General features: G+C 42.1%; 21 protein-coding genes. 12 read left to right on the top strand and 9 right to left on the bottom strand.

Annotated features, from left to right (window positions below; translation table 11 throughout):
* Positions 1–105: 105 nt before the first annotated feature.
* Complete coding sequence (locus tag G4V62_RS04610) at positions 106–1152, bottom strand: methyl-accepting chemotaxis protein (protein ID WP_165199683.1); 1047 nt, start codon at positions 1150–1152, stop codon at positions 106–108.
* Between the two features lie 109 nt (positions 1153–1261).
* Positions 1262–2146 carry a helix-turn-helix domain-containing protein gene (locus G4V62_RS04605; protein WP_165199681.1) on the bottom strand — a complete coding sequence of 295 codons (885 nt, stop codon included), beginning with the start codon at positions 2144–2146 and terminating at the stop codon, positions 1262–1264.
* 127 nt (positions 2147–2273) lie between these two features.
* On the opposite strand from G4V62_RS04605, the gene G4V62_RS04600 reads away from it, so the two are divergent.
* The 3 genes from G4V62_RS04600 to G4V62_RS04590 all read left to right on the top strand — a co-directional run bounded on the left by G4V62_RS04600 (position 2274) and on the right by G4V62_RS04590 (position 5635).
* Positions 2274–3599, top strand: a complete 1326-nt coding sequence (locus tag G4V62_RS04600) for an alpha-glucosidase/alpha-galactosidase (RefSeq protein WP_165199679.1) — start codon at positions 2274–2276, stop codon at positions 3597–3599.
* Positions 3600–3725: 126 nt separating this feature from the next.
* Positions 3726–4574, top strand: coding sequence for a D-amino-acid transaminase (gene dat, locus G4V62_RS04595; protein WP_165199677.1), 849 nt, complete (start codon positions 3726–3728; stop codon positions 4572–4574).
* 113 nt (positions 4575–4687) lie between these two features.
* On the top strand, positions 4688–5635 hold the full coding sequence (locus tag G4V62_RS04590) for an aldo/keto reductase (protein WP_165199675.1): 948 nt from the start codon (positions 4688–4690) through the stop codon (positions 5633–5635).
* Positions 5636–5716: 81 nt separating this feature from the next.
* On the opposite strand, the gene G4V62_RS04585 is transcribed toward G4V62_RS04590, so the two are convergent.
* Positions 5717–6148, bottom strand: coding sequence for a hypothetical protein (locus G4V62_RS04585; protein ID WP_165199673.1), 432 nt, complete (start codon positions 6146–6148; stop codon positions 5717–5719).
* Between the two features lie 264 nt (positions 6149–6412).
* On the opposite strand from G4V62_RS04585, the gene G4V62_RS04580 reads away from it, so the two are divergent.
* Positions 6413–6862, top strand: coding sequence for a GNAT family N-acetyltransferase (locus G4V62_RS04580; RefSeq protein ID WP_165199671.1), 450 nt, complete (start codon positions 6413–6415; stop codon positions 6860–6862).
* A 211-nt stretch (positions 6863–7073) separates the two neighbouring features.
* Here the strand turns inward: G4V62_RS04580 and htpX are convergent, their stop codons facing one another.
* Complete coding sequence (htpX, locus tag G4V62_RS04575; protein WP_165199669.1) at positions 7074–7952, bottom strand: protease HtpX; 879 nt, start codon at positions 7950–7952, stop codon at positions 7074–7076.
* Positions 7953–8095: 143 nt separating this feature from the next.
* Between htpX and G4V62_RS04570 the strand changes: the two genes are divergently transcribed.
* Entirely contained in the window at positions 8096–8746 is a 651-nt protein-coding gene (locus G4V62_RS04570) for a DUF1836 domain-containing protein (protein WP_312855429.1), read from the top strand.
* Positions 8747–8810: 64 nt separating this feature from the next.
* On the opposite strand, the gene vrrA is transcribed toward G4V62_RS04570, so the two are convergent.
* The 5 genes from vrrA to G4V62_RS04545 all read right to left on the bottom strand — a co-directional run bounded on the left by vrrA (position 8811) and on the right by G4V62_RS04545 (position 13425).
* Complete coding sequence (gene vrrA / locus G4V62_RS04565) at positions 8811–9353, bottom strand: VrrA/YqfQ family protein (RefSeq protein ID WP_165199665.1); 543 nt, start codon at positions 9351–9353, stop codon at positions 8811–8813.
* A gap of 43 nt (positions 9354–9396) precedes the next feature.
* Positions 9397–9654, bottom strand: coding sequence for a stage VI sporulation protein F (locus G4V62_RS04560; protein ID WP_165199663.1), 258 nt, complete (start codon positions 9652–9654; stop codon positions 9397–9399).
* A gap of 175 nt (positions 9655–9829) precedes the next feature.
* A complete protein-coding gene (locus G4V62_RS04555) occupies positions 9830–10480 on the bottom strand; it encodes a YpmS family protein (protein ID WP_165199661.1) in 651 nt (216 codons plus the stop codon).
* Positions 10461–11336, bottom strand: coding sequence for a GDSL-type esterase/lipase family protein (locus G4V62_RS04550; RefSeq protein ID WP_165199659.1), 876 nt, complete (start codon positions 11334–11336; stop codon positions 10461–10463). The genes G4V62_RS04555 and G4V62_RS04550 overlap by 20 nt, the downstream gene beginning before the upstream one ends.
* A gap of 238 nt (positions 11337–11574) precedes the next feature.
* Complete coding sequence (locus G4V62_RS04545; protein WP_165199657.1) at positions 11575–13425, bottom strand: monovalent cation:proton antiporter family protein; 1851 nt, start codon at positions 13423–13425, stop codon at positions 11575–11577.
* Between the two features lie 254 nt (positions 13426–13679).
* Between G4V62_RS04545 and G4V62_RS04540 the strand changes: the two genes are divergently transcribed.
* The 7 genes from G4V62_RS04540 to G4V62_RS04510 all read left to right on the top strand — a co-directional run bounded on the left by G4V62_RS04540 (position 13680) and on the right by G4V62_RS04510 (position 18487).
* On the top strand, positions 13680–14489 hold the full coding sequence (locus G4V62_RS04540; RefSeq protein WP_165199655.1) for an ABC transporter ATP-binding protein: 810 nt from the start codon (positions 13680–13682) through the stop codon (positions 14487–14489).
* Positions 14490–14495: 6 nt separating this feature from the next.
* Positions 14496–14852: a YmaF family protein gene (locus G4V62_RS20260; RefSeq protein ID WP_165199771.1), complete on the top strand. Its 357-nt coding sequence runs from the start codon at positions 14496–14498 to the stop codon at positions 14850–14852.
* A 181-nt stretch (positions 14853–15033) separates the two neighbouring features.
* On the top strand, positions 15034–15495 hold the full coding sequence (locus tag G4V62_RS04530) for a YhcN/YlaJ family sporulation lipoprotein (RefSeq protein ID WP_165199653.1): 462 nt from the start codon (positions 15034–15036) through the stop codon (positions 15493–15495).
* A 21-nt stretch (positions 15496–15516) separates the two neighbouring features.
* A complete protein-coding gene (gene spoVAC, locus G4V62_RS04525; RefSeq protein ID WP_165199651.1) occupies positions 15517–15990 on the top strand; it encodes a stage V sporulation protein AC in 474 nt (157 codons plus the stop codon).
* Complete coding sequence (gene spoVAD / locus G4V62_RS04520) at positions 15987–17003, top strand: stage V sporulation protein AD (protein WP_165199649.1); 1017 nt, start codon at positions 15987–15989, stop codon at positions 17001–17003. The genes spoVAC and spoVAD overlap by 4 nt, the downstream gene beginning before the upstream one ends.
* Positions 17003–17356: a stage V sporulation protein AE gene (gene spoVAE / locus G4V62_RS04515; protein WP_212508660.1), complete on the top strand. Its 354-nt coding sequence runs from the start codon at positions 17003–17005 to the stop codon at positions 17354–17356. Before spoVAD ends, spoVAE begins: the two co-directional genes overlap by 1 nt.
* 309 nt (positions 17357–17665) lie before the next feature.
* Positions 17666–18487 (top strand): CAP domain-containing protein, encoded by an 822-nt coding sequence (locus G4V62_RS04510; protein WP_312855428.1) that lies wholly within the window; start codon positions 17666–17668, stop codon positions 18485–18487.
* Positions 18488–18662: the final 175 nt, after the last annotated feature.

Here is an 18662-nt window from a genome sequence, read left to right as displayed (position 1 = left end):
GCGGGGTTCGTGAGTTAAATGGGCGGTCATGATTGAAACGTAGCAAAGATGAGTTTACGCACACCTTCATTTTTCCTTCAAGTCAGAACAACTAAATCGCTTAAATTATCGCTCGTTCGTGACAGCTGCTTGCTGACTCGCTTCTTTTGTAAGCGGCAATGACTCTGACTGGACAGAGCCTTTTTTTGTCGGATCATTCACATTTTGTTTGGCGTCCGCAAGCGTATCTAATGTTTGCGACAGTTTATTTTCTAGCGTAGAAGATAGGGTAAATGTAGAATGAATGCTCTCATTCGTTTGATCAAAGATATCACTTGTAGCAGTAATTTCCGCAAGCACTTCTTCATTAGCCGCTTTTTGCTCATGAATGGTCGTCAACACGTGCGTGACATCTGTTTTCGTACGTTCTACTGAAGTGAGCACATGATCAAAAATCTTCGTCACCTCTTCAGACAAATTCATCCCATTCTGAATCATATCTAAGTTGTTTTCGGCATCCTTCAGTGCGCCATTGATTTCTTGTTGAATTCGTTTTGTTAATTCGTCAATATTTTTCGTGCTTTTTGACGTGCTTTCTGCTAGTTTCCGAACTTCATCAGCAACGACTGCAAAGCCGCGCCCGTGTTCGCCAGCCCGAGCCGCTTCAATGGAAGCATTTAAAGCAAGAAGGTTTGTTTGCTCGGCAATATCATGAATGACTTTAACAATATTTTCGATTTCTTTTGAGCGCACACCTAACTGAGTCATGCTTTCAGACGTTTGTCTCGATTGATTTACTAGCTGGCTCATTAACGCCTGGACTTCATTCACGGACGTTTTTCCTTCTTTAGAAATGGAATCCATTTGTTCTGTAGACTGTATCAGTGTTTCACTTTTATCAACCATTTGTGACGTATTCTCATTACATTGAGACATGAGCGCTTGGATCGTTGCAACACGATCCTTAATATTTTGCATGAGTTGATCAACTTCATGATGTTGTTGCGTCGTTGTTTCGTATTGTGTGAGTGTGGACGTAATATCTTCATAAAGCTCCTCAAGCCATTGGGCGGATTGCTTTTTATAGTTTTCATGCTCCGCAAGGACTCGTTGATGTTCTTTTAAAAGGCTTTCATATTGCAGTGATAAATCATTGTTTTTCCGCTTAAACAAAGCGTCCACTCCCTTTGTGTAATAATTATCTACGCCTTATATCGTCTAAACGATACGGCTTGTAAAGAGGGAGTCGTTGATTTTTGTATAAATGAAAGAAACGTAACTGTTATTCGAGAAACATAACATCAATCGGGCGATTACGGTGTTGGCGTCTAAATAGGCTAGGAGATGTTCCAACGATCTTTTTAAACACTTTATTAAAATAATTCGCTTCAGGATAGCCACATTTTTTTGCAATGCTATGCGTTTGAAGCGAGGTGGACGAGAGAAGAGCCATCGCTTTTTCAATTCGTATTTTTGTGACGTACTGCATTGGAGACATTCCTGTTGTCTGTTTAAAGCGTCTCGTAAAGTGGTACCGGGAGAGCTGTGAGACTTTTACGAGATCATCGAGCGCAATGTCTTGAGCAAAATGTTTATGAATAAAGCTTGTCGTTTGAACAATGGACAACGGCCAGTCTGTCGCATTTTTCTCTAAAGTCAGCACATGGCGGTAGAGCTCAGTCACAAATTGATACGCAAGTGAGGAGGCTCTAAACGAATCTTTAATATGGTTTTCAGAAGCCATCTGCCACATGGAAAATAACAGCTGAATGGGCGAGTGCTCTGGATGTAATGTGAGCACAGGCCCTTCCGCTTCAAGGATTTGTTTTTGATAAAACATGGCTTCTTCTCCCTGCAATGTAATATAGAGAAATTCCCAAGCAGGGCTGTCTTCTGGCAGATAATAAGCATGAGGGCTGGGAAACTCAACGAAAAAAGCTTGTCCTGCGTCTAGGGAATAGACTTTGTCATTGTATAAAATCTCTCCGCGTCCAGATAACGTATATTGAAAAGCAACATTTTTAACCTCAGCACGCTTTTCGCCGTCCCAGTAATACGAAGTTGATTGTTGTGTCTCCCAACCGATATTAGTGATATTTGCAAAGGCATTGGCTCGTGTTTCTTTAAAATGAAATCCAAATGAACGTTTCAGCGGAGAATTGAGCAATATTTTACCCTTCTTTCATCCGTATTTACCCTTGTGATACCGTTTTCTTTTTTCTATTCTTAGTATATCACCCGTTGAAAATGAAGTCACTGATCGCGGTGAAATGTGGATGAAGGAGGGCAATAGAATGCCTAAAATTACGTATCTCGGTGCTGGTAGTACCGCGTTTGCTAAGAACGTTCTTGGAGATTGCATGCTGACACCAGCATTAGCAGATGCTGAATTTGCTCTATTTGATATTGACCACCAGCGGCTGAAAGATTCGGAACAAATGCTATTAAATTTAGCAAAAACGCTTGGAAATACGACTGTGAAAATTAAGTCCTATCATGACCGTAAAGAAGCCTTACGTGGGGCAACATATGTTGTCAACTCCATTCAAGTCGGCAGATATGACCCTTGTACAATTACAGACTTTGACATACCGAAAAAATATGGACTTCGGCAAACGATTGCGGACACGATTGGGATCGGCGGCTTGTTTAGAGCCTTACGAACAATTCCAGTTATGCTTGATTTTGCGAAAGATATGAACGAAGTGTGTCCGGATGCTTGGTTTTTAAATTACACGAATCCGATGGCGGCTTTGACAGGGGCGATGATTCGTCACGGCGGCGTTAAGACGGTCGGTTTATGCCACTCTGTTCAAGTATGCGTGCCACACCTTTTGCGAGATCTTGGCATTGAAAATAAAGGAGTCAAATCAACGATCGCAGGCATTAACCATATGGCATGGCTTCTTTCGATCACAAAAGATGGAAAAGATTTATATCCCGAAATTAAACAGCGTGCATTTGCGAAAAATCGCACTGAAAAACATGACGATATGGTGCGCTATGAAATCATGAAACGTTTCGGTCATTACGTGACAGAGTCTTCTGAACATAATGCGGAGTATACACCGTATTTTATTAAACGACATTACCCTGAACTCATTGATCGTTTTAATATTCCGCTGGATGAATACATTAGACGCTGTATTGAGCAGATTGAACGGTGGGAAAGCATGCGTGAGGACATTGTCGAAAACAAAGGGCTGACGCATGAACGGACGAATGAATATGCTTCGTACATTATGGAAGCCATGGAGACGAATGTTCCGTATCAGATCGGTGGAAACGTATTAAACGAAGGTGGATTGATCTCAAATCTTCCTCGAAAAGCAGTCGTTGAAGTCCCATGTCTCATCGATCAAAACGGTGTGCAGCCGACGTATGTCGGAGAGCTTCCTGAACAATTAGCGGCATTAAATCGGACAAATATAAACACGCAACTACTAACCATTGAAGCAGCGATCACAGGAGATCGGGAGAAGGTGTATCAAGCTGCGCTCCTTGACCCGCACACCGCCGCTGAATTATCTATGGATGACATCGTTGCGATGTGTGATGAAATGATTGAAGTGCATGGCGACTGGGTACCTCAGTTTCAAGGGAAGCGGGTCCTTACTTAAGTATGAAATTTTAGCACATGCGTTATGCCCCCGATCATTTGGGGGCTTTGTTAAGTTAAGCGTGACCTTTTTCTTCCCCTTACAGTGGACTTCTGGTATGGTGAAGAAAAAAGGAGGCGGTCTATGATGAGAGACAAATTTATATATAGAAATGGTGTCGTGACGGAAGATGGAAAGGTAGATTTAGAAGAGCGAGGCTTTCAATTTGGTGATGGCATCTATGAGGTTATTGAAGTAAGGGAAGGCAAGCTGCTTTTCTTTGCCCAGCATTTTGCTCGTTTAAAACGCTCTTGTGCAGCTATTCAAATTGAGCACGGGCTTCAAGAGGAAACCTTTAAAGCTCAGTTAAAGGAGCTATTAACGAAAAATTCGTGTGATGACGGGATGGTCTACATTCAATTGACGCGGGGAACATATCCACGTGACCATGCTTTTCCACAACCAAGCGGTGCGCCTGGGGTGTATGCATACACGGTTCAAAAAGATTTTGCAAACATGTGGAGCTTACCTGCAACGGCTGTTCTAGCAGATGACATTCGCTGGCTACGATGCGATATTAAATCGTTAAACTTGCTTGGAAGCGTCTTAGCGAAGCAAAAAGCAGCTGAGGCAGGAGCGGACGAAGCGATTTTACATCGCGAGGGCATCGTTACAGAAGGAAGCTCGACAAATGTTTTTATCGTGAAAAACGGCTATTTGCAGACGCATCCAGCCAGTCACCTGATTTTAAGCGGTGTCACACGATCGCTCGTCTTAAAAATTGCCGCCGATGAAGGTATTCCCGTTCTCGAAAAAGCATTTACGACAGAGGAATTGTTCAGTGCGGATGAAGTATTTTTCACAGCAACGACCCAACGCATTCGCCCAATTTTATCTATAGATGGAACAACGATTTCGACAGAACCAGGTCCAGTCACAGAGGTTTTGCAAAAAGGAATGCAGACTTTATTGCAAAAGGAACTACAGGAAAGATAAAACTTAAAGCGCTTCGTAAGGAGGATTTTATCCTCCTCTGGCGAAGAAATACTTATGAAATCGTTTGCAATTTTCTTAAGACGACAATCTATTAAAAATATAGAGGTGAGCTAATGAGGACAATATCTCTTGCAAACATTGAAAAGCCAGTGACGCAATTGATTATGGGGTCTGATTATTTTCATTCAGATCGTGTCGAAGAAGTGAAAGAAATTATCCAATCTTATATTGATATCGGTGGTAACACGATTGATACGGCATTTATATATGCCGGAGGCGAAAGCGAAAAGGCGATAGGATTAGCTCTTGAACAAACGCCTGAATGGAAAGGTCGCCTAAATATATGGACAAAAGGCGGACACCCGAATCAGCAGGGGCCAACCATTAACCGCCAGGCCATATACGATCAGCTCCAGACGAGCCTTGAACGTCTTCGGATGGACTACGTTCCTTTGTATGCATTACATAGAGACGATCCATCGGTTCCTGTTGGAGCAATCCTCGAATGGTTGAATGAACATGTTGAGGCAGGGCGGATCGGAGCGTTTGGAGGTTCAAACTGGACGACACGTCGTTTAGAGGAAGCAAACGCGTATGCGGAAAAGCTTGGTTTACAAGGGTTCTCATTTTCCAGTCCCAATTTAAGCCTGGCGAAGGCGCAGGAGCCATATTGGGCTGATTGTATTAGTGCTGACAATGAAACGCTACGCTGGCACAACCAATCTCATCTGCCGATTTTCTCTTGGTCATCGCAAGCACGCGGCTTCTTTACCGGTCGTTTTACGAGGGATAACTTTGAAAATAAAGACCTCGTTCGCGTGTTTTATAATGACGAAAACTGGGAGCGTTATGACCGTGCTGAGGCGTTAGCGAAAGAAAAAGGTTATTCGACGATTCAAATCGCTTTAGCGTATGTGTTAAATCAAGCGTTTCCAACGGCAGCGATTATCGGACCGCAAAATGATGAAGAAATGAAGTCGTGTGGAGAAGGTGCGGGAATACAATTGTCACAGGAAGAGATTCTCTGGCTAAATCTAGACACGAATCAGCGACCGTTTTAAAAGGCAAGTGAACAGGCTTGAGCTTACAATAAGCTCAAGCCGTCAATGGTGAGTCAATGCATCGTCCTTGTATAAACGGACCTACGCATTGTTGTGAGGCTGTTTTAATGGTTTGTCATCAGCTGACATCGCAAAGAAGTTGAGAATGAGAATATAAAATGGATAAACAAACAATCCACCGAGAAGGATTAGGCCACTGGCAGGATTGGGCGCATCGCCGGGATTTGTAATAGGAAATAATGACACGAACACCCTCATGAAAAGTAATACATAGGGAATCCACAGGAGGGCTGTCCAATAGTTTGCTTTCCGTCGGTCTAGCCATTTTCTCGTTAAGAAAAAGAGGAATACCGTCCCAACAATGATGGTTAACCAGAGCAAAAGATTTACCGTCCCAAACCCTATATTTGTGAGCCTAGTGATTCTATAGACGTTTCCAGTCAGTTCAATGGGAATAAATATCATAAGGGCGTATAGCACACTCATGACATTCAACTTAAAGACATATTTCACGTTTCAATCCCCCCGATCATCTTCTGTTTGTTCCGCTTAGGCTCAATCGCTCCATGATTTTTGTTTTGACCACGCCATACGCTTTAGTGACATCCTTTTGTCTCATTTTTTTCTAATCCACTATCATTTAAATGTGGTGGTCACTCATGATCGTTTATCCTTCCACTCAAATGAGCTCTTTGAATTTTAACATAACTGACTGTTTAAATTGTTTCAGTCTGAGTTTAAAATGAAGTGAAGCAAAGAAAAAATGGGGGCAAAGACATGAGCGATCTGACATCATTGATCATTAAGGAATTAACGACGGAAAGAGAATTGACAGACGCATTTCCGATCATGAAACAATTACGTCCTCAGCATGATCTACAGGCCTATCTTGAATTAGTTATTGAGGCACAAGAAAAAGAGAATTATCAAATGAAGGCGCTATATGATCAAGGAGACATCGTTGCGGTGATCGGGTTCATGCCGATGACGACGTTATATTATGGTCGTTTTATCTGGGTGTGCGATTTCGTCACAGCCTCGACGAAACGTTCAAAAGGGTATGGAGACAAACTTCTTACATACGTTCATGAGCTGGCAAAGGAACATGGTTATGCATGTGTAGCCTTATCATCTGGACTACAACGAGCAGACGCTCATCGCTTTTACGAAGAGAAAATGGGTTATGATCGAGCGAGTTATGTGTTTAAAAAGGAGCTTCAAGAATAATGAAATGAGAATGACTTTATAGCTTGAAGTGAAGCGAGTAAGCGAAAGTGAGGTTGTATACTTTTGCTTACTCGTTTTTTAGTTATACTACACCATCTTTTTACTGCTCACTGCGATAGAAAAGAAGAAAGCTTATGGATAAAGACAAAGCAAAGAGGATATGTGCTCACTGAATGAACATCATATCCTCTGATTAATTATCGCTCTTCGATTAACGCTCTTCTAAACGCTGGATACGTTCAGCCAATGGAGGATGGCTAGAGAAGAGGGATACTTTATTTTTGCTATTAATCTTTAATGTCGCTAAAGATGTATCTTCTTCACGAACACGATCTGTGTAAGCTTGCAACGCACGTAAAGCGTGAATCATCTTATCTTTACCGGCAAGGTCTGCACCGCCACGATCGGCATGGTACTCTCGATAGCGTGAGTAAGCTAGAACGACGATGCTTCCGAGGATCGAGAACAAAATTTGAAACACGATAATCGCAATAAAATGAATGATTGGTGAAAATTCTTCGCGAATTTGTGATACTGCCCAGGCAGCTACACGAGCGAGGAATACGACAAAGGTGTTGACTACTCCTTGAAGGAGGGTCATCGTTACCATATCACCGTTAGAAATGTGAGCAACTTCGTGTGCTAGTACACCTTCAACGGCGTCGTCATCCATCTCTTGCAGCAATCCGGCTGAAACAGCAACGAGTGAACGGTTGCGTGACGGGCCTGTAGCAAAGGCGTTTACCTCAGGTGAATTGTAAATGCCGACCTCGGGCATTTTTGTTAACCCAGCCGCGCGTGCTAAACGATGAACTCGTTCAACGAGATCGCGTTCTGCATATGATAGTGATGGGTCATCTGGTTTCAGCACTTGGACACCCATCATCATCTTAGCCATCCAGCGTGAAATTGCGAGTGAGATAAATGCTCCGGAGAAGCCAACCACTGCACTAAAGATAAGGAGTGTCGTGAGGTTCAGGCTACCATCCATGTTGATGTAGCTGCCGACTCCAAGGACACTAAGTACAATGGAGATGGTCAAAATGACTAAGATGTTTGTCAGCACAAAAAGCATAATTCGCTTAAACATTTGGCGTTGTAATCCTCCCTAGTTTATAATAACAGTGCAATTTCAGGTTCATATGAACTTTTATGAGTCTTAGCGTTATTATATTCATTTTTTCCATCGATTTCAACACATAAACATTATGAAAGAAGGTTTTTCTTTTGCATGTGTGGTCAAGAATGGCAGTTGCTTCGCTTTTTTTAGGAGACGATGCATTGTTCCTTGAGCATGTCGAACCGGCTAGCAGAAAATCACAAATGGCTAGGCAGCTTGTGGGAAAGATGCTATCGGATGATTCAGCAGAAATTGGCTTGTCCATCACAGAGATTGTCTTGATCGGCAATATGATACGCGATGCAGAAATGAAAGAAACGTCCGTTAGAAACTGGCTCAAGCGTGACGCTAAAGCGCTCGTTGGAGCACCTGTACATGGGCGAAAATACGCTATTGATCAGGCTGTCCTCTTGTTGATGATTGAGGATATGCACGGCGTATTGGATTTGGCGACCGTGTGCCAAATTTTAGAGAATGTGTTTAACCAGCTAGACGATCGGAACGATGATTTACTCTCACCGAAATTGTTTTATCAGCGGTATGCGCAAACCTTTTTGCAAGCTGCCGACATTCAAAAAGAGACAAATTTGCTTGACAAGGAATACAACAGTGCGATTTATCAAGCCGTGCAGCGGACGTGTTACACACTGCCAGAGGATGTCCGTAAAACGAGCGAGCAGACGTTGGAAGTAATGGTGCATGCGGCTTTAGCAAATCACTTTCAGTATACAGCCAGATCGTTGGCCGAACGGCTGGAGTTTTAGAAGCGATCAAAGCAAAAATGAGCAGCAGCCAAGAGCCTTTAGCTGCTGCGTTAGCCAACTTTGCTTAGATGTACAGCTTTGGAGTGGATGGTCGTTCCGTGAGGTCGATGACCTTGTCAATGCTTTCTTCGCTGCCAGTCAATTCTGTAGGTATCGATTCATCTGGTGTAGAAGTGATATCACTCGCTGACTCTTTTACGTCATCGTCAATCGACGTTTCGTTATTTTCGGTGTCGTCTGCTGAATCTTCCGCGTTAATTTCGTTAAAAGATTGTAACATTTTAAACATTTGCGGAAGGTTTTTTAACATTGGCCCGTATTGTTGAACTTGTTGAAGAATGGGGGCGGCAGATTCAGCTAACTTTAACATGTTTTGTACGTTCCCAATCATTCCATCGATGCCGCCACTTCCTATGTTTTGTACCAAACCTTTTAATAAACCACCGCCTCCAGCAGTTGGAGGAGTGGCTGGTGGCATTGGCATTCCCCTCATAGCTGGCGGCATCATTGAGCCAGGGTTAATACCCGGACCCATACGCATGCCTCCGTGCATAGGGAAAGAAGGGGGCGGCCGAAAGGATGGAGGCTGGGGCGGGCCTGGAAACATAAGCGCCTCTCCTTTCAATGCTTTACGTTAAATGTCACGGCAACTATTTTTTATCCATCATTTTAGACAATGAAGAAAAATCGGTCGGTACGTTGTTTTTTAAGATGGACTGTACGAGTTTATCTTCTTTTTGCTTGCTTACTGGTTTATTTGCAATTTGAGATACTTGACGAATGACTTGGCGGACGGTTTTTTCGTCTTTAAAATTGGCATTTTGTAATTGATCAGCTAATTTAAGCACGTCATTCATGTTCACGCCAGTTTTTTTCTCGACGGAATCAAAAAATGGATTTTGTCCCATAGATGCTCCTCCTGTTTAATGAATTCACAATCATGTGATTAATCTCGTAAGTGGTCTTTAAGCTTTAACACTGATATCTTATTCATGAAGCTAAAAGGTGTGCATAGCAGTCTATTGCTGCTTTCTTTCCCAAAAAAGTGACGGCAATTGAATGAAGCCGTCACTACGTTTTAGGTTATGGTTTAACACTTACGTCGGGTTGTTTCTGGATAAGATCCTGGGGAACTTGTATTTGGATTTTAATTTGATTATCAGGGAGATTAAAGTCTTCCACTTGAAAAGAAACGCCTCCGGTTGAGGTGAATTCGGTTAGATTAATCGAAACGACGCGGCTATCCGGGCGCACATTGACCCATGAAGGAAGAGCATAATGTCTGTCGATGTACTCCAGCACCATTTTCACAGAGATGGATAAGTCCCCAACTTGTAAAACGGATTGATGTAGCTCGAGATCTCCATTCGGTAAAACACGAGGTGTAAAAGCCAACAGCAGGTCGACGTCGCGGCCAAATGCTTTAAAAGTGCCATATAAGCGAACGTCATTCTCCTCTAAACGTATTGTATATGGAATGACAGCTTCACGTGTTTGTTCTTCTAAAAACGTATCTATAACTTCATTTAAATCTGCTTTGGACGCTTCAATTGTAAAGGGGTAAAACTCACGTTGTACAACAGGAGATGGCTCCCTTTCTTGAGGTGCTGTAATTGGTCCGAAAAAAAGCCAAAGGCAGAAAACAATCACACCGGCATTTAGTGTGCATAAGACGATAAATAATCTTTTCCAGGGTGGTTTTTTTCGAGACGCTTTAGTTGGCATGTTGTCCATCGGTGTCAAGCCCTCCTGTAGGTAATCGATCGATATGATTGGCACTAAGCTCTTGTTGAATGTAATCATAAATGCGGCTGGCCATTTTTTTATATCCGAGTGTATTTGGATGAAAATAATCGGCGGAGAGCAGATTGTCTTCCGAATCTAAAAACAGATCACGTATCGGTATAAAAGTAACGTTTTGAAACTGTTGTGCGACGAATTGGTTTTCTTCGTCCCATTTGGAAACAATTGTATTCATTTCTTCAATGTCGCTAAATGATTTTGAGAAAGGGTTGTATAAACCGATTAAAAAAATGTGTGCCTCTGGATTGAGTGCTCTCGTTTTTTCTACAATCTCTTGAATTCGTTCGCCAAAAGTATCTTTTTCTAGTAAGAAAGGGGCTAAAGTTAACGACGTCAGGTTGTCAGAAAAAATACGGACGAGATCGTTGCCGCCAATGGTGATATAAATATGATCTGCTTTAGGAAGCTCATCTGTATAAGGCTCTTCGTCTAATCGAACGAGGAGTTCATCGGATCGTAAGCCAGTAACACCTAGATTGATCACGTTGATGTCGCTATAAATCTCCTCATTCCGCAAAGCCTGTTCAACATAATATAAATAACCTCCACGTTTCAGATGATCACCAACACCTTTCGTAAGCGAATCACCAATGGCCACAATCTCTAGCTCTTTTTGGAAAAAAGAAGGTGTCGGTACAGCGAAATAGGCATTTAACTCGTATTTTTCTGGTGCTTGTTTAGCCTGAAGTGCAGTTGGAGAGGTTAAAGTAATTCTGAGGGCAAGACTGCCTAAAGCAATAACAAAAAGCAGAAGCACGAAAAGGGATACCTTCTTTTTGTTTTTCAATGTAGATGACCTGCCTTCATACGAATTTCATAATACAGTTTATACGATGGAGCAGCCTGTTGCCATCGTAAATAAAGCTGCTTCAACTTTTTGGCAACCATCGAGGCTGTCATTTTTGATCTTTTACAGGGATTTTATGTACAAGTCCGCTTTGCAAATGATTATTTATCAACTAAAAAAGAGTGTAGACGAAGTCATTCTGGACTTTGTCTACACTCCGAACTTACCCTGAATGTATTTAGCTTAAAACCTCTCTCAGTTCGGAAACACTGTCTTGCGAGCCGGTAACAATTAACCGGTCTCCAGTCTTGAGTGTTGTGTCACCGTGAGGGACGATGGATTCGCCTCCCCGAAAAATACGAACGACGATCGCATCCCCAAAGAAAGGAAATTTTCGCAGCTCCACACCATCAAATTCATGGTTTTCAAGCTCAATTTCGTTAAAACCTTCTTCTGATGTTGAGAATATGCTAGCGACAGAAGGTGTGACAATAAGTGCCCGTAACATCGATTGTGTAGAGAAAAAGGATGAGAACGTGTGAACGCCTTGCTCAACTAAATTTTCTCCTTTTGATGGGTTTTCAACACGGGCGACAACATGCTCTACTTGACCCTCTAACGCTTTTTTAGCAATAAAGCTGTTTACCTCATCGTTGCCAGTGGCGGCTACAACGATGTCGCTCTCATGAATATCAAGTGCTTGCAGGGTATCGAGCTCATAATCTCTAATATAGTGGACGGTAAAATGTGAGCTACGTACCTTTTCAATCTCTTCTCTTTGTTTATTTTGCTCAGTATGGTAAAGGCTGACATCGTATTGCTCCCCGTCAAGGTCAGACGACAATGGAAGGGTGAGCTGATTTGCTCCAAATACCATGACTTTCTGTTTCTCGATTACAGAAGGTTGCTCTGGGAAAACCTTTTTAAACAAAATCGGCGAAATGATACATGCGACAACGGCAAGTAAAATCAATGATGAACCTGTTTGTGTTGAAATGACACCAATATCTTGACCAATTGTTGAAGCCGCAATAACGAGCGACAGCGTAGAGGTCAGCAGATAGCCTGATCCAAGGACTGTCTTCATGTCATACCAGCGCTTTAACACAAGAACAGGTACGACTTTTGATATTAAGAGAGCGAGTAATAATAAAGGAATTAAGATAAATACCATTGGATCAGAAAACAGCTCAATTAAATTCAGATCGACCCCAACCATGACGAAGAAAATGGGAATTAAAAACCCGTACCCAAAAGAATCTAATTGACTGACCAATTCTCGGTTCGGTGATAATAGTGAGACGAGAACCCCTGCTAAAAATGCACCAAGAATGTTTTCTGCACCGACACTTTCAGAAAGGCCGACGAGCAAGATAATTAATGTAAAAATCGCTCGTGTGCCAATTTGGATGGTCCCCGTAGACATTGTTTCGAAAAAAGTACGGCTTTTGAAAAACTTACCAATGAAGTAGAGAAGGATTCCAGCGACAAAAAGAATTAAGAGTAGCCAGATGTTTCCACCTTCTTGGTAAAATGACACAAATACAGCAAGTAGAATCATCGTCACAAGATCAGCAATGACAGCGACAAGTAAAATAATTTGCCCGATGCTTTGTTTCATAATGCCTGTTTCTTTTAACGTTGGCACGACAACGCCAAGTGAAATCGTTGAAATGACCAACGTCATGAAAAAGGCATTGTCCGTAAATCCTGCCCACACGAGAAGTAACGAAAGCAGATAGGAAATGAGGAAGATGCCAATAAAAATGATTGAAGCTACACGAAACGTATTCGGTTCATTTTGTCCATCCGAGAGTCGTTTTTGTTTCTTCTTGTTGAGAAATACCGAGAAGTCAATCTCCAGTCCACTTAGAAACATGAGAAAAATAAATCCGAGCGTGGATAAAGTTTCAAGCCATTGATCTTCTTGGACAAGGTCAAAAACACTTGGGCCTAGGATGAGACCAACAAGAATTTCTGCGACGACAACTGGAATAATTGTTAAGCGAAATTTTTTCAATAAAATGGGAGTTAAAAATGCAGCAAGCAGTACGACGACTAATGATGTAACAGAAGGTCCGTGTTCCATAATCCTTCACTGTGTATGATAAGAGCCGGTTTGGCCTCATCATTGCACAAGCGAGGCTCACCTCTCTTTCCTTACTATATGTTAAAAATTGTCTTTCAGCTATTTGTGGTCAAGATAAAAAAAGTATAAGGAGGATAAGGAAAGATTGCAATCAAAATAAATTAATCTTTATATATTGTTTAAGAAAAAGGGGATTCTCTTCATGCTGAAGAATACAGAAGAAACGACAAGAAATACATAAAGGGGTTGGCGACATGGCTATTTTTCACTTAGAGGATGTACATTGGAAACGCGAAGGGCGTCCAATTTTACAAAACATCAATTGGTCGGTTGAAAAAGGAGAGAAATGGGTCGTATTTGGGAAAAATGGATCGGGGAAAACAGCGTTACTAAACATCATTAGCGGGAATATGTTTCCTTCATCGGGGCATATTGATGTTTTTGGGGAAACGTTTGGATCATATCCGCTTTGGGAAATTCGGAAACGGGTTGGCTGGGTGAGCACCGCTCTACAAGAACGACTACGGAAGCATGACAGCGTTTTAAATACAGTAATTAGCGGGAAATTTGCCTCGATCGGGATTTATGAAGAGATATATGAAGAAGACCGGGCAAAGGCAAAAGAGATCTTACGTACGCTTAAAATGGAATCGTTTGCTGATCATCCGTACGTCACACTATCCCAAGGTGAAAAGCAACGGATCTTATTAGCTCGAGCCTTAATGGCAGATCCCGAATTACTCATCCTTGACGAACCTTGCACAGGTTTAGATCTTCCTTCACGTGAAGGGCTTCTTCAGTCGATAGAAGACATGGCTAGAGCGCGCGAGATCACTATCATTTACGTCACTCATCATACAGAAGAGGTCTTACCGTTGTTTAACAAAACATTGCTCTTACGAAATGGGATGGTCATGGAGAAAGGTGCAACGGCAGAGCTGATGACATCCGAGATGTTGACTAAAGCTTTAGACTTACCGATTGAAGTAGAAAAAATCAATGGCCGATATTATACGATGGTGGAAAATGCAGCAGCGTTTTCAAATACATATGAAGGCTGGTGATCATCAATCAGAAAGGGCGTTGCACATACGCATTCATTTTTAATAAAATCGTCCACGAACGAAGGTCATTGTCATGACCTTAAAGCGTACCTTTTTGCTGTAAATGGCAGCAACGAAGACGAGCACATTCATACGTTTAAAGGCGTAACAAGTTTTACTAAAGGACATGAACACATTTTTAATGGGCAAACCGGTCCGCCGATCCCATTGCCAAATGGAGGGCATGTGCATGAAGTAAAAGGTGTCGTTGAAAAAAATGGTACCAATGAAGATGTAAGTGTAGCGTACGATTTCTTCAAAAAAGCCAATCATCAGCATTCATACAAAGGCTTTACCGGTCTAACAATCGGTACATGGAGATAACACATACGTTTAAATATCGTTAGACACAGTTTACACTTAGCTTTGTCTATACGCTGACTGCATAGCATTTGCTGTGCAGTTTTTGCGTTCATTCTCGTTTGAAAAAAATGTCAGACATAGCCTCAAGGTCACGAGACAACCTAAGGTAAAGAATGCACCTGCTAAAAAGGAGGTTTTAAAAGTGAAATCTACATTTGTTCGGTTGTTGCTTATTAGCAGTATGATTATGATCGTCAGTGCTTGTCAAAATCAACAATCTGCTCAAGAGAGCGAACAGTTGCTTCATTTATCGAATAACTCGACGGCGATCGATCAAAGCCGCTCACATGAATATGAAGAAATCATTAAGCGTAACCCGGAGATTCAAGAAGCAGAGGCAGTAAATGGGGATAAGGAAATGCTTCTTGCCTATGCAGTGAAGCAAGCCAATCGCTTTCGGATGGAAGAAATCGATAAAAAGCTAAAAAGCCAACTGTCACATATGGATCCTCCACCAATACATGAAGTGACTTTGTCCAGTGATCAAAAGCTTCTGAACGAAGTGAAAAAGTTGAAGAAAGAGCTTGCTGAAAAAGACTTATCGAAAAAAGAGATGAATGATCGGATCAAAAAATTAATTATGCTCAGCTACGAAACAACTTAACAGAGAAAGGGAGGTCTTAACTTGGCAAAGGATTCAACTTTACCGCAGCAAAAAGCATATCAAGATTTTGCGAAAGAGCGTGAATTTAAGCGTCCAGTCGTGGCGAATTGTATACGAGCCTTTTTATTTGGTGGCACCATCTGTCTCATTGGTCAAGGCATTAGCTTATTTTTTATCACCTACTTTAATTTTACAGAACAAACGGTAGGAAACCCTACAGTGGCGGTCTTGATCTTTATTTCTATGCTGCTTACCGGTTTTGGGGTTTATGACAAAATAGCTCAGCATGCTGGAGCAGGGACGGCTGTCCCCGTCACAGGTTTCGGCAATGCAATGATCTCTGCAGCGATCGAGCATCGAACAGAAGGGTATGTCCTTGGTGTGGGCGGTAATATGTTTAAACTGGCTGGCTCAGTCATTGTTTTTGGGACATTTTCAGCGTTCGTCATCGCCATCATTAAGACGATATTGATTCAGCTAGGAGTGGTTGGATGAGAAAGGGTCAATTTACAGTGACATTTCCTACTGCTCCTACGATCGTTTCAACAGGTGTGACAGGCGGTCCTTTTGAAGGAAAAGGAAACCTATCACACAGCTTCGATAAGGTGTATGATGACTTTTATGTCGGGCAGGCTTCATTTGAAAAAGCGCAAAAAAAGTTACTTGAATCTGCGTTTAATATCGCTTTAGAAAAAGGAAATATCGTGAAGGAAGACATCCAATTCGTGATTAGTGGGGATTTGCTTAATCAGATTACGTCTAGCAGCTTCGCTTCAGCAGCAGTCGATGCACCATATTTAGGTGTATTTGGTGCATGTTCAACATCCATGGAAGGACTCGGACTTGCAGCCTTGATCGTTGATGGGGGCCATGCAGATTGTGTACTCACTGGAACAGTAAGCCACAATGGTGCAATGGAAAAACAGTTCCGTTATCCGACTGAGTATGGGAGTCAGAAGCCACCAACGGCGCAATGGACGGTGACAGGAGCAGGAGCAGCTATACTAAAAGCAAATGAAACCGGGCCAAAGGTCACCGCGGCCACGTTTGGTCGTGTTGTTGATATGGGGTTAACAGATCCTTTTAACATGGGAGGAGCAATGGCGCCCGCCGCGGTTGATACGATCTTGCGCCACTTAGAAGATACTGGCCGTACGCCAGCCGATTATGATGTCATCATTACTGGTGATCTCGGTAAGTTAGGTCATAGTCTTTCTTTAGAAATGCTACGAGATCGCGGCCTTGATATTCCCGATGATGCCTTTCAAGATTGCGGTGTGCTCATGTACAGAGAAAACCAAGGGGTACAATCTGGAGGAAGTGGCTGTGCTTGTTCGGCAGTGGGTATGTATGGTCACTTTTTACAGCAGATGAAAGAGGGGCATATTAAACGGATGCTTTGCGTAGCAACAGGTGCGTTGTTATCGCCTTTATCTTACCAACAAAATGAGTCAATCCCGTGCATAGCCCATGCGGTTGTCATTGAACAGGAAGGAGGCACAGTGTGATGGAAGCATTTTTCTGGGCCTTTCTCATAGGAGGACTGATCTGTGTCGTCGGCCAATTGTTAATGGATATAGGAGGACTAACACCAGCACATACACTTAGTTTACTTGTCGTCGTTGGAGCCGTGTTATCTGCTTTCGGTCTGTACGACCGCCTCATCGACTTTGCAGGTGCAGGTGCGACCGTTCCTATTGTTAGTTTTGGTAATTCTCTCGTCAAAGGAGCGATGGAAGAAGCTGCCCAAAACGGCTTGATCGGCGTCGTTTCTGGGATGTTTGAGGTCACTTCGGCAGGTATATCTTCCGCGATCATTTTCGCCTTTATTGGCTCTTTGCTTTTTAAAGCCAGAGGATAGAATGATTTATCCCTGGCTGTATTTACTATTGTCAAAAAAATCCATTGTCCGCTTACCAAATTTGGTAGCGGTTTTTTTACGTTTTGGGGGTATAAGCATATATAAAAAAGTGGATGTGTGTGTAATGCAAAGATTCTTTCTGCCTAAGACTGAAGCTGTATTTATCACGCACGTCGATGTACGTAGTATACAGATTTTATTTTAAAACCATTAATTACCACGGTGATGGTAACTATTACCGTGCATAAAAACGTCAACATTTCCCCTCCAAATGCCGAAATAAATAGTGAAAACAAATGGAGGTGGACGATGATGAAAGGAATTATTATTGGGTCGGTTCTTTGTACATCAGTCTTTGCAGGAGGACAAGCCACAGGAGAGCATCAGAATGTTGACGTTCCAAAATCACTCGATCGAGAAAAGATTGAATCAATTTTGGAAAATCATGATCTGAAACTTGCCGATTTGGAAGGAAAAACCATCAAGGAAATTTTGGCAGAGTTAAAAGAGCAAAAAAAGAAACCAGAACCTGAGCCAGAAAAAGAAACAAATAAGCCAGAAAAACCTAAGCAACCAGAAAAAGATACAGAAAAACCAGAAGAATCTGAAGTTGAAAATAAGCCTGAAGCTGATAAAGAAGGAAAAGAAGAATCTGAGCAAGTTACACAAAAACCAGATCCTGTTACACCTCCTCAAGGGAATGGAAATACAAACCCTTCTGAAGATCAAGGTGAAACAGTCAATGCAGAGCTTACTGCTGAAGAACAGCAAATGCTGTCTCTCGTCAACGAAGCGCGTCAAGCTCAAGGGCTTCAGCCATTAAAAGCTGATGCAGAATTGACAAAGGTAGCCCGTGTTAAAGCTCAAGATATGATTGATAATAACTATTTTGCTCACCAGTCACCAACTTACGGCTCCCCTTTTGATATGATGAAGCAATTTGGGGTTACGTATCGGACTGCTGGCGAGAATTTAGCAGGAAATCAAACTGTTGAAAAAGCGCATACAGCGTTGATGAATTCGCAAGGGCATCGTGAAAACATCCTGAAAAGCGAATATACAAATGTAGGTATCGGTATTGTTGATGGCGGACCTTACGGCAAAATGTTTGTACAATTATTCAAAGGATAATATGTATTATTCATAGCAAATCTCCTAACGAGACAGCGTTGTCTTGTTAGGAGATTTTTTTTAATGTAGATTTTATTAATTTCGGCACCTAATGTCTTCATTGTTTTATTTCGATATTTTGAAAAGGACCGTTGCCTTTACAATATCAACGGCTGAATCTTTTTTTTATAGGACT

This window comes from Litoribacterium kuwaitense (assembly GCF_011058155.1).
Taxonomy (GTDB): Bacteria; Bacillota; Bacilli; order Bacillales; family DSM-28697; genus Litoribacterium; species Litoribacterium kuwaitense.
This window is presented reverse-complemented; position numbering and strand designations above follow the sequence as displayed.